Source organism: Niallia sp. 01092 (assembly GCF_052318935.1).
In the GTDB taxonomy this organism is placed as follows: Bacteria; Bacillota; Bacilli; order Bacillales; family Cytobacillaceae; genus Niallia.
Genome location: NZ_JBQRKO010000008.1, coordinates 141,589 through 154,177, shown reverse-complemented (window position 1 = coordinate 154,177; position 12,589 = coordinate 141,589). Strand labels below are relative to the sequence as shown.

The window sequence follows — 12,589 nt, the reverse complement described above, 5'->3', positions numbered from 1 at the left end:
GAAATAATCTGTAGTACATACAGGACTTTTATGACAAGAGGACAAAAAGTCTGCTTTATTTATTATACAGATCCAAACTTAGACTAATATATACAGGATAGACATCGAATAAGCAATCCACATTTTCAAGAAAATGAATTTATTACGATAAAGAAAAAATAATTGAGGAGTGTACATAATGGTTGCAAATCTAATAAAAGGACAAAAAGTGGATATTACGAAAACGAATCCTTATCTAAATAAATTAATAATAGATGTTAGCTGGAATGGGTCGAACGGAGTAGAATTGGATGCTTCTGCTTTTATGCTTGGAGAAAATGGGAAAGTATTAAGAGAAGAAGATTTTGTTTTCTACGGAAATGATGTATCAAAGTGCCAATCTGTATCGATGCGACAATCCTCCTCTCAAACAACGAATCAACAACTAGACATTCACCTGCAGCAAGTACCCAACGATATACATACCATTTCTTTTTGTTTAACGGTCTATCAATCGGAAGAAAGAAACCATTATTTCCGTGATGTTTCGCAAATGATAATAGGTGCATATGACGGATTAAGTCAGCGGCCATTCTTTCAATTTCCTTTGGATTTTTCTTTAGATAAAGAAAGTGCTATTGTTTTAGGTTCTCTCTATCGCCATAATGGACAATGGAAATTTCATGCGGTTGGCAGTGGCTTTTTTGGTGGACTAGCCGCATTATGTGAGGATTTTGGCATAGAGGTAGCGGAAGAACAGCCTATAGTAGAAGAACAAGAAGAGATAGAAGAGCTGCCGTTCGAGACAAATAATCTGGATAAATATGACCATTTGCAAACACCAAGAGAAATTCTAGTGATGATTGAAAAGTTAAAAATGCCGAAAAAAGCAGGAAGTAATTCCTTTTTTTCCTATGAAGTGTATTCTTCTCATTCGAAATTTATGGAAGATTCCATTAAATATGCAAATGTAAAGGGATCGCCATGTAAAGAAATACCTTTTCAAACCTATTGGGCAACTTTTAATGAGTTAAATCCTAATCAATTAAAATGGTATTTATTTTGGAGAGAAGAAGCGGCAAAAGGAAATTACATGGAAGTAGATTTAAGCTATATTTTTCTTTTTGCCTATGAATTAATTAATTACACCTATCATCAAAGTGCTTCTTTTAATATAAAAATGCTGATACGTCTTTATGAACATTATATAGACATGTATGAAAAACTAGAAAACTGTTTACCACGATGGATTGCCGATATGCTGTATGAATTAGAAGAAATAGATTTAGCCAAAGAATGGGATCAGCAAACAACAAAAGTGCCAAATCTTTATGGGAAAATTAAATATAATAAACATTCCCTTGAACAAATAACGATTCCTGCTTGGAAGCCGTATATTCGCAATTACCGGGAAACGATTTTTTTTCAGGCACATAAAAACAAAGTGTATAAAATCTTCAAAGAAAATATGCATTTAATAGAAGAGCATGTTCAAAGCAGTGGCAGAGAATTAGAAGATTACTGGTTTGAAAGAAAACAAACAAGGGATGTAAGAAACCTGTTTACTAGTGCAGTAATTGGGAGAGAAGTAAATCCTATTCATGTGTATTACCAACAGTATAAAGAAACCGAGAATTTATATAAAGAAGTAACTAATATTTTCCGACTTTCTGAAAATATTGCTCGAAAATTAAATGGCGAATCAAAAGAAATTAAAGTGGAGCTCGAGGTATTGCCGCCTGATATGAAACACATGATGTTAAATAAATATCAGCACTCTTCTTCACCGATTAACAGGTTCCAAGTAGTTCAAGAGAAGGAGGCTACAAATAAAGGCAGCAAAATTCCTCCTAAGCCAGAACAAAAAGAAGTTGAAAGAGAGTCTAAATTCAGTCTGAATTTAGATACAAATAGAATTAAAGAATTAAATCAACAAAGCACAAGATTGCAAAATATCTTTGAAGAACGAGCAAGTACATATAGAGAAGATCGTTCCCAGTCATTCTCATCTATAATGGGAAACACTATTAATCAAATGCATATAAGCATGCAGACCAATTATAGATCTAGCTTAGATCCTGATTTTATAACGGAGCTTTCTACGATGGAAAAAGAATTTCTACAGTTGTTTAAAAACGGGAAGCTATTACAGGAAGATGCAAAAGTATTCACGAAACAAAGAGGAATGATGCTTGGCATGTTTTTATCTTCTTTAAATGAAAAAGCGAATGAATTTTTAGAAGATAATTTGATAGAGGTTCAAGGGGACGAATTGGTTGTTTATGAAGAATTTGAACAAATAGTAGTAAAAGTAAAGGAGAATTCAGTGAATGAATATTAAAAAAAGAGATTCTACTGCTATTTTAAATGCATTATCTGGGGGAGTTGTTCCAAGCCGTGGACTACAATATATTATGGTTGGCCGGACAAAAGAAGCAGAGCAAATTTTAAAAGATTTACATAATGTGAAAAATGGTGCTTCGATGATTAAATTTTTTATCGGTGCTTTTGGAAGCGGAAAAAGCTTTATTCAAGCAATGATTGAGCAAATCGCCTTTGAAGAGAAATTTGTTGTTGCAAAGGCTGATTTTACGCCGGAAAGAAGATTGTATGGAAATGAAGAAAAGGCGGTTGCTCTTTATACAGAATTAATGAGAAATTTATCGATTGCTACCATGCCAGAGGGTGGTGCATTGGAAACAATCCTAGATAAGTGGATTAGTGAAATCCAAGCAAATATCGTGACAAAAAAAGGCTATCCATCCGTTCAATTTGAGAATCCTCAATTCGTCCAGGATGTGGAACAAGAAATGACGGCTGTTATCGTTAAAATGGATGAGTTAACAGGAGGCTATGATTTTGCCCGTATTCTAACGCTTTACTTTCGGGGCTTTGTGGAAGGCAATAATGAGCTGCAGCGGAAAGCATTACGTTGGCTAAGAGGAGAATACCGAACAAAAACAGAAGCACGCCAAGATTTAGGCGTTCGCGATATTATTCACGATCAAAACTACTACCATTATATAAAAGTAATGTCCCAGTTTGTGAAGCAGATTGGCTATTCAGGTCTCGTTGTGAATTTTGATGAAGCAATTAATTTATATAAAATTACGCATCTGCAAACGAGAGAAAAAAACTATGAAACGATATTAAAAATATACAATGATACATTACAAGGTTCAGTAGAAGGGCTGTATATTACCTTTGGAGGTACACCGGAGTTTTTAGAGGATGAAAGAAGAGGGTTGTTTAGTTATGGAGCGTTAAAAAGACGTCTCGAAGCTAATCGTTATGAAACAGAGGAGTACAGAGATTATTCACAGCCAGTGATTACATTGACACCATTAAAAATGGAAGAAACATATGTGCTTCTATTAAAATTACGGGACATTCACAGCATTCATTATGGATATAACAGTACAATAACAGATGAAGAAATGATGGTGTTTATGCAGCAGGAATACGACCGGCCAGGAGCTGCTCAATATTTAACTGCAGGGGATATTATTCGTTCCTTTTTAGGAGCCTTAACGATTCTTTATCAAAATCCAGACTATGATCGAAGTACTATTTTTGGTAAAAAAGAGCGGGAGGAGTCTTCCTCTGCATCGATTCAATCCCGTTTTTCTAGACTGGAGGGGTGATGTGGAATGAGTGCTTTTGAACAATTATCTCCTTCGATGCAAAAGAAAATATGGAGTATGAAATGGACAAATTTAACTCCCATTCAAGATCAAACCATCCCAGTTATTATGAATACAAATGATGATGTGATTGTATCCTCAGGAACTGCTTCTGGAAAAACGGAAGCAGCTTTTTTACCAATCCTTTCTTTGGTAGAAAAAGAAGCAGAGCATCATATAAAGGTTATGTATATTTCTCCATTAAAAGCGTTAATAAACAACCAATTTAATCGGATTGAAAAATTATGTGAATACTGCGACATTGCGATTCATCGCTGGCATGGAGATGTAGATGCACATAAAAAGAAAAAAATCATCAAAAGTCCAAGTGGCATTTTGCAAATTACGCCAGAATCAATCGAAAGCTTATTTGTGAATAGGACAAATCAAATAAAACAGATTTTTAAACAAATAAGTTTTATCGTAATTGATGAAATTCATTCTTTTATTGATACGGAAAGAGGGGTTCACCTACGTTCCTTATTATCCAGAATGGAACAGTATACAGAAACGGCTCCACGCATAATCGGTTTATCGGCAACGATTGATAATTTTGATTTAGTAAAAAAATGGGTCAATGCGAAAAATCCAAATAATGTAGAAATAGTGAAAGCTGAAGGAAATGATAAAGGAATGCAGTATAGCCTGATGCATTTTCCAGCAGATGAAAGCGGCAAAAAAACGGTAGAATTATTTGAAGATATGCGGTTATTAACAAGAGAATATAAAGCGATTATTTTTTGCAACAGCAGAGGAGCGGTCGAAGAAACAACGGTTCAATTAAATAAATTAGCAGCAAGAGAGGGAGTAGGGGAAACTTATCTTGCCCATCATTCTTCCATTGATAAAAAAGAAAGAGAATATGTAGAGAAAACGATGTCCGATACAAGATTGCCAAAGAGTGTTGTAGCCACTAGCTCTCTTGAATTAGGAATCGACATTGGTGATATAGATATTGTCATTCAAGAGGACAGCACTTTTACTGTCTCTTCCTTAAAACAACGATTAGGTAGATCAGGAAGAAATGCAGATTCTGACCATATGCTCCAGCTTTATACAACAAATGATGATAGCTTGCTGCAATCACTAGCTGTAATGGAGTTGGCAAAAGAAAAATGGATTGAACCGGCAACAGGGTATGAAGCCGCATATGATGTCCTTTTTCAGCAAATTATTTCGATTTGCCAAGAACATAACGGATTGATGTATACAGATATATTAGAAACACTAGAAAAGAACCATATCTTTATGGATTACGATACGATTGAGATACAAAAGTTAATAAATCATATGATTGAAAAAGATTATTTAGAGCTAATCAAGGGTTCCCATGAATTAATCGTTGGCATAGAGGGAGAAAGAATACTGCGAAGCCAAGATTTTTATTCCGTTTTTCAAACAGCCGAAGAATACGAAGTGCTAGAAGGGATCAAAAAAATCGGAAAGGTAGATAAAAGCGGCTTTTATAACATAGGGGACAACTTGATTCTGGCAGGTAAGCTCTGGAAGATCAAAGATATCGACGACGAAAGAAATAAAATATATGTAACCAAAGCAGTTGATGGGAAAAAGCCAGTCTATCAAGGTGGAGGAAGAGCCATCCATAAACGAATCGGCGAAAAAATGATGGAGATTCTTTGCTCAGAGAATCTATTTCCCTACGCAAATGAAGCAGCAAACATAGCACTAGCCGATATCCGAAAAAAATACCAGTTTGCGAACATTACTCCCAAGCAACGAGTGATATGGAGAGATAGACAATCTTATTTATTTGAAACATATACAGGAACAATTATTTCGCAAACATTGGTATGGATGCTCCGGTATTTTGGTGTAGACGTCGAAACAATTGATGGGATAGGAAGAATAACGTTCGCAACTAAAAAAGATATAGCTTCTACCCTCATGCAAATGAAGAACAAAGAATGGCAGCGAGATGAGCTAATTACATATACCTTTGCAGATGAAGAATTTACTTCTAAGTTCTCTGTTTATTTGAATGAAGAATTGCAGAGGAAGATGCATATGGAGAAGAGGATTGATATTGAAGGTGTATTGGAGTTCTTGCGGGAGTTTGAGGTAGTGGTTAAATAGAAGGGGTCTCCTTGAGAAACGAGTAATATACATTTAGTGTTCCTGTCTCTCAGTTGGAGAATAGAGTAAGCAGAAAATCAAATTCAAAGGATGCTAAAGTAATGTCTTATAAGGGATGGCATAAGTTATTACTTTAATAAATGGGAAAATCATTGTTAATGGGAGCATAGGTTAATTTAGTTTATTGTGAAGAAAGTAATCAGAATGACGAAAAATACAAAGAGGAAATTAGACAATTTTAGGCGGGATGAAAATGTTAATAAGAAACAAATTTTTTCTTTTTCTATCAATATCTATTTTTTTAGTTATATTAGCATTAGCAGTAATCCAAGTATTTCATTTGGATGAAAGCGAGTATGACGCATACCGAAATGGAGTAAATATTTCAGTAACAAACCTCTATAAATCAGAAACTCCAGAATTAGAATTATATCTAGAAGGTGAATATAATATTCCTTTAATCAAGTTTCCAAAGCTAAGAAATGGTGAAACTCTTTCCTATAATATCAAGTATGTACCACCCAATTCAGATTATAATGTGAGGGCTTCTTATAATAAAAATGGAAAGAAGTACACAGCATTTCTTGCATATATTGATGGTGGTATTAAAAAGACAGTTGTAGAAATAGATATCAACTCTTTAAACGGTGAAAAAATAGTTTATTCAGTAAAAAACTCGTATAGTTTAGCTGATCCAGGTGGAGAAAATAGGGAGTTTGAAGAGTTTAAAGAATAACCTGACAAAAAAAGAACGCTTTAGGAAAATTGAGGATGCTCTCCACCGTTTTCCTAAAACGTTCTTTTTCACATTGGTTTATCGTAAATAGAAGGTGAAGCCCGTGATAAGCTCAATTTTGTTATATAAAATGTAACAATATTTATTTATATATAAAGTACACTAATATAGTAGTAAATAGATCTAGGAACCTGAGTGACAGGTGGCTCTTTACATAACTTTGCCACCTATTCCTGTTGTTAATCCGACTTTAATGGTCCCTTTCATCACTTTATCCAAATGCCACCACCATTCGTCATTAGGCTGATTGGATAAGTTAAAATCATATGCTTTTTTAATATGTCGGTACATCTTGTGTACATTCTTGAATAGGTGTGCGTCATATTCAGCAAGAAGTTGTTGTTCTTCTAAGCTTAATTCATGAAACACCGTTTGAATTTCACTTCTATTGTGCAACATCTGTACACTTTCAAATGGACTGATTTCAAAATCGTTAACATCTTCACCGTAATTAAGAATATCCTGCATATACATACTCATTCCAATACCTCCCTTACTTTCCCTAAATATTTATAACCTTTATTTGGATGTAAATAATTTTTTGTATTATTACAATAAAAAGCAGTATCCACTATTCTGTTAGCACCAATAATCACGATCCAATAACCATCATCAAAAACAAAGTATTCCTGCTCAAAAGTTTGCAAGTGATAGAGATGAATGTCGTTATCAATATTATTCATTATATTCATAATCAAGTTGCTGTAGTCTTTAAGTTCCCAGTCAGCTGGTATTTTGTTTTCTGTTCTTTCGTTTATGAAAATGATAAGTATCACTTCTGGGTTTCCATTTTGGAACGCCGTTGCCAAAACCTTATAAAAATCTATAAAGTTTGTTTATTTCCCTGTTCTTCGTGTCCGATTTTGCCGAAGCTACTTTCGTTTGATATAACACTCCGAGGGCGTAAATTCGGATACAACGAATCCTACATATTAGCAAGTAACGTTTAATGTGTTAATTTGCTAATTGATAATGTGATAAGTTGATAGAAGCGTTCAAATCTCTATCCATTACAAGACCACAATCACATTGATATATTCGGTCAGATAGCTTTAGATTCTTTTTAACCGTTCCACAACATGAACACATTTTAGAAGATGGATACCATTTATCAGCCTCCACAAATTCAATCCCATGCTTCTCACATTTATACTGGATTTGTCGTTTGAATTCGTATAAGCCTTGTTTGGCAATCGATTCAGACAAATGCTTATTCTTCATCATTCCTTTAATGTTCAAGGTTTCCATGACAATTCGATATGGTTTGGTTTTCACGATATCATTAGTCGTTTGATGAAGATAATTGGTTCTGATATTCGATAATCTTCTATGTAGGTTCCGCACATTCCTTTCGATTTTTAAAATGTTGCTCGTTTTGACAAAACGGTCTCCCTCCTTATTCAGCTTATATTTCCGAGAAACTTGAATCTGCAACCTGCGAAGGCGTTTTTCTGCCTTTTTTACTGCTTTTGTTTTGTTCATGTTTTTAAACTTTCTACCATCTGAACATACTGCTAGTTCTTTCACGCCAACATCAATTCCAAGCGAAACATCTGTTAATTCCGTTGATTTTATTCCTTCTTCCATTCCAACAGACAAATACCAGTACTTACCATCAAAACTGATTCTTGGATTGAAGTACTTTACACCCTTTGGCAAAAGTTCAGATGTTTTAATCCAGCCAACTTTTTCAATTAATACTTTATTCTTTTTGACTTTTAACTTGATAGGGTCATTATAAAAAGATGGTATTGATTTTTTCTTGCTTTTGAAACGTGGTTTATTTGCTTGATTATTAAAGAATTTCTTATACGCATCACAAGCATCTTTGATTGCTTGTTTTGTAATATTATTTGATACATCATACAACCAAGAATATTCTTCCGTTTGTTTTAAAACAGTCAATTCTTTACGCAGGAATTCATCAGATATAAATTTACCACCGTTCTTATAATTTTCTTCTTGTTTCCCTAATGTCCAGTTATATGCCCAGCGAGCTGTTCCTACTGATTTCCAAAGCTGATGTTCCTGTTCTTTCGTTGGTTTTATCCTTATTTTCTTTGCAAGGATCACTTTTCATCAACTTCTTCATCATCTTTTTGTCGCGAAATAACTGTACAATACCCTTCTGTCGCATAATATGGTTTGAAAGTATTTTGTTTTTCCCAATTTCTTAATGTTTTTGTTGTTTTTCCTATCCATTTAGTAAATTCATCTATTGAATAGTATCTCATTAATCTCACCTCTTAGTTTTATTATAAAAATAAAGAATATAATAAAATAAGAAGTTTTTATGAACTTTTATAAACTACCTTTGACTGTTCTTTCCCCTCTTTTATTTGTTTTATCTATTATATCTTTAATCTGGACTTTTAGCGACGGTTTCAATCATGCTCCTCCTTAAGGATAGTTCTTTATCATATAGATACGATTGCCAGGTACCCCAACGGACAAAAGTTGGGAAAATGTCTTAGTAACCTTTTTCATCAATCACTTTCGTTTCGTATGGTATAGTAGGTCTAGGACAACATTTTTAGGAGGCTTTTCATGACAACATTAAATGAATGGTATGACAAGGGTACAACGATTGAAGCATACATAGATGCTATGACAACAAACAAAGAGAACTTGCAAAAGATTTACGAAGGGTTTGAGTTTCCTAGTGATAATGCATTCTTCGATGAGCTGCGTCGAAAAGAACTACGAGTTATTGTGCTTACAGAAGATTGGTGCGGAGATGCCATGATGAACGTGCCGATTTTATCAAAGCTTGCAGACAAAGCGGGGATTCGAGCAAGTGTGCTTTTAAGAGATAGCAACTTAGAATTGATGGATCAATATTTAACAAATGGAACCGCACGAGCTATTCCAATCTTTGTCTTTATTGATAAAGAAGGGAAAGAGCAAGCAGTGTGGGGACCGCGGGCGCCTGAAGTACAGGCCTTTGTAACGGAACTTCGTGCAGATCTACCTGCCAAAGATGATCCAACATTTGAAGAAAAGCAACAAGCCGTTCATGAGAAAATAGTGGATACTTATGTGAATAATACGGATATGTGGTCTTATGTATATGCAAGCCTAAAAAGTAAATTGCAGGGGTAAGTGGGGGGCAGAGCAACGGATGGTTGCTCTGCTTTTCTTTTTGGGAAATGAATTCGTTGTTATAGTTAAATTTAACTAGTCAATATGCATAAATTAGTTAATAATAGTAGTAATGTAATATCCATTTAATAGAAAATATTTATACGATAGAAGAAAATGTATAAGATGCTCCATTCATTATTCCTAATGAGATAGCAAGAGGTAAAACCTAAGTTAAATGAGAATGATAACCTTATTTTTTAACGGAAAGAATTGAACAAAAGTGTTTACTAATCCAAAGAGATTAATCCTGAAACCTGCAATTTATGTAAAAAATATTACATTTGGAGTGTATATAAAAGTGGAATTTTCAGATGAACAAACAAAAGTATATGAATCAAGAAAACGAGAAACGAAATGTATAAATGATAAAACTTCAGGTAGTACATTTGAATATTTAAAAGAACTTGCCAATCAATTGAATAAAAAAAGCCAAAATATTAACGAAATTACTTTTTTAGGAAAGCAGTATAATGAGATATCACCTCCTAACCCAACGAGTATTCTTTCCACATATTTAGAAGGAAAAAAGATAAGACAGTTAAAAAAACAAGAACAATTGATTTTCCCTTTTGGCTTTAATAATAGTCAGAAGTTAGCAACAGAATGTGCTTTTTCTAATCAGCTTAGTGTGATTGAAGGACCACCGGGTACAGGGAAAACACAAACAATTCTAAATATAATTGCGAATGCCATTATAAATAATCAAACAGTTGCAGTTGTTTCTAATAATAATGCTGCAACAGCGAATATTTTGGAAAAGTTGCAGAAGTATGGTGTCGATTTTATTGCTGCTTATTTAGGGAATAAGGAAAATCAGGATAAATTCTTTGCTGAACAAAAAGAAGCATATCCGGATATGAACAATTGGTCGTTGTCCCAAGATCAGTATCTACAAATCAGAAGCAATTTAAATGAATCTAGTAAACAATTAAATGAGATGCTAGAAGATCAAAATAAACTAGCCAAATTAAAACAAAGCTTAACGGATCTGAAAACGGAGCATAAATATTTTCAGCAATATTATACGGCATTGGATTTTCAAACCTTTCAATTTCGAACTTTTTTCCGATTTAGTGCAGATAAAATATTAGCAATATTGCAAGGTTATATACGTAATATAGAAGCAAACGGAAGAGTTACGGTGCAAAGTAAAGTATACAACTTGTTCGTGCATGGCGTGTACAACTTTCATATCTATAAACACCCTCCAGAAGTTGTGATTACTTTTTTATACAAAATGTATTATGAAACGAAATTAAGAGAAATGAACAAGCAAATTGATACTCTATCAAAAAAGCTTAAAAATTTCGAGTTTGAGAAGGAAATGAAAGCCTATGCCCACAATTCTATGGTTTTATTTAAAGCAAAATTAGCGGCTAAGTATAGAAATGGAACAACAAGAAAAATATTTACAAAATCCGTTCTTTATTCTGCCGTTGATTCTTTTCTTAGCGAGTATCCAGTAATACTCAGTACAACGCATTCTTTAAGAAACAGTGCAGGGAAAAAACATTTATTTGATTATATGATTGTAGATGAAGCTTCACAAGTCGATCTCGTCACAGGTGGTTTAGCATTATCTTGTGCAAAAAATGCCGTAATTGTTGGCGATGTAAAACAGTTGCCAAATGTTGTTTCAAGCAAGGATAAAGAGAAAGCGGAACAAATATTTCTAAACTATCAAATAAAAGCAGCTTATGATTATGGGAATCATAGCCTATTATCCTCCATTTTAGCGTTATATAAAACTATCCCGAAAACGTTATTAAAAGAGCATTATCGCTGTCATCCGAAAATTATTGGTTTCTGTAATCAAAAATTTTATAACAATGAATTAATTGTTTTAACAAAGGAACAAGCGGATGATATGCCACTTATTTTATATAAAACAGTTAAAGGAAATCATGAAAGAGAAAAGTTCAATCAACGGCAGATAGATGTAGTATTTAAAGAAATTATTCCAGAACAGAAGTTAAATAAAGGAAAGCAAACAGTTGGAATTATCTCCCCCTATCGAACGCAGGTGAATGAACTGCAAAAGGAGATAGAAGATAGAAATTTACAAGCGGAAGCGGATACTGTCCATAAATTCCAAGGAAGAGAAAAAGATGCCATTATTTTAAGTACCGTCGCAAATAATATTAAAGCGAATGATTTTGTGGATCAATCTAATTTGATTAATGTGGCTGTATCACGTGCTGTCCATCAATTAATCGTTCTAACAGCAGAAAATAGTGAAGAATGGAAAGGAACAAATATTGGAGACCTAGTAAGATATATTCAATATAATAATTTTGAAATTATTGAAAGCCAAATCTATTCTGTTTTTGATCTCCTTTATAGCAGCTACTCCGAAAAGCTGTTAGAAGTGATGAAAAAAAGTAAAAAAGTTTCACTTTATCAATCTGAAATCCTAATGAATAGAGTAATAGAAAAGGTGTTAGATTCTCCAGAATTTCAAGGATTAAGCTCGGTTATCCATCAACCTTTAAGCATGTTAATTAGAGATCCGTCCAAATTAACGAAGGAAGAATATAAGTATGTAAAAAACATACTAACACATACAGATTTTGTTATTTTTAATAAGGTGGATAAGATGCCTGTTTTAGTGGTGGAAGTAGATGGACATGCCTATCATACAAATAATATAGCGCAGCAAAAGCGTGATCATATGAAGGATGAGATTTTAAAAAAATATAATATTCCATTTATCCGAATGAAAACAACAGGAAGTGAAGAAGAAAAAAGATTAAGAGCAAAGTTATCAGAGATATTGAAGTTAAATGTTAGCGATACTGACTATGTTGTAAAATAATAAAGAAAAAGGTAACTTTAACATCTAATACATAGAAACTATTCCAAAAATAGTTAATAATAGAACTAACAGCAAACG

Annotated in this window: 9 protein-coding genes and 1 pseudogene; 6 read left to right on the top strand and 4 right to left on the bottom strand. The window is 33.6% G+C overall.

The genetic code is table 11. The features are described 5' to 3' along the window. Window positions 1–178 precede the first annotated feature (178 nt). The 4 genes from ACTXGU_RS09680 to ACTXGU_RS09665 all read left to right on the top strand — a co-directional run bounded on the left by ACTXGU_RS09680 (window position 179) and on the right by ACTXGU_RS09665 (window position 6,492). The gene (locus ACTXGU_RS09680; RefSeq protein ID WP_443481302.1) at window positions 179–2,320 is read left to right on the top strand and encodes a TerB N-terminal domain-containing protein; all 2,142 of its coding nucleotides are present in this window, start codon (window positions 179–181) and stop codon (window positions 2,318–2,320) included. Continuing rightward, on the top strand, window positions 2,310–3,623 hold the full coding sequence (locus ACTXGU_RS09675) for an ATP-binding protein (RefSeq protein WP_443481301.1): 1,314 nt from the start codon (window positions 2,310–2,312) through the stop codon (window positions 3,621–3,623). The genes ACTXGU_RS09680 and ACTXGU_RS09675 overlap by 11 nt, the downstream gene beginning before the upstream one ends. A 6-nt stretch (window positions 3,624–3,629) precedes the next feature. After that, window positions 3,630–5,756, top strand: coding sequence for a DEAD/DEAH box helicase (locus ACTXGU_RS09670; protein ID WP_443481300.1), 2,127 nt, complete (start codon window positions 3,630–3,632; stop codon window positions 5,754–5,756). Window positions 5,757–6,009: 253 nt separating this feature from the next. Beyond that, complete coding sequence (locus tag ACTXGU_RS09665; RefSeq protein ID WP_443481299.1) at window positions 6,010–6,492, top strand: hypothetical protein; 483 nt, start codon at window positions 6,010–6,012, stop codon at window positions 6,490–6,492. A gap of 210 nt (window positions 6,493–6,702) precedes the next feature. Here the strand turns inward: ACTXGU_RS09665 and ACTXGU_RS09660 are convergent, their stop codons facing one another. The 4 genes and pseudogenes from ACTXGU_RS09660 to ACTXGU_RS09645 form a co-directional block, all read right to left on the bottom strand. After that, complete coding sequence (locus ACTXGU_RS09660) at window positions 6,703–7,032, bottom strand: hypothetical protein (protein WP_443481298.1); 330 nt, start codon at window positions 7,030–7,032, stop codon at window positions 6,703–6,705. Beyond that, a complete protein-coding gene (locus ACTXGU_RS09655; RefSeq protein WP_443481297.1) occupies window positions 7,029–7,328 on the bottom strand; it encodes a hypothetical protein in 300 nt (99 codons plus the stop codon). The genes ACTXGU_RS09660 and ACTXGU_RS09655 overlap by 4 nt, the downstream gene beginning before the upstream one ends. Before the next feature lie 178 nt (window positions 7,329–7,506). Then, complete coding sequence (locus ACTXGU_RS09650; RefSeq protein WP_443481296.1) at window positions 7,507–8,625, bottom strand: RNA-guided endonuclease InsQ/TnpB family protein; 1,119 nt, start codon at window positions 8,623–8,625, stop codon at window positions 7,507–7,509. A 68-nt stretch (window positions 8,626–8,693) separates the two neighbouring features. Beyond that, window positions 8,694–8,786: pseudogene (locus ACTXGU_RS09645) on the bottom strand (IS607 family transposase); the annotation flags it as partial. Window positions 8,787–9,099: 313 nt separating this feature from the next. Here ACTXGU_RS09645 and ACTXGU_RS09640 point away from each other — a divergent pair. Then, window positions 9,100–9,654, top strand: a complete 555-nt coding sequence (locus ACTXGU_RS09640) for a thioredoxin family protein (protein ID WP_443481295.1) — start codon at window positions 9,100–9,102, stop codon at window positions 9,652–9,654. A gap of 340 nt (window positions 9,655–9,994) precedes the next feature. Next, complete coding sequence (locus ACTXGU_RS09635; protein WP_443481294.1) at window positions 9,995–12,511, top strand: AAA domain-containing protein; 2,517 nt, start codon at window positions 9,995–9,997, stop codon at window positions 12,509–12,511. Window positions 12,512–12,589: the final 78 nt, after the last annotated feature.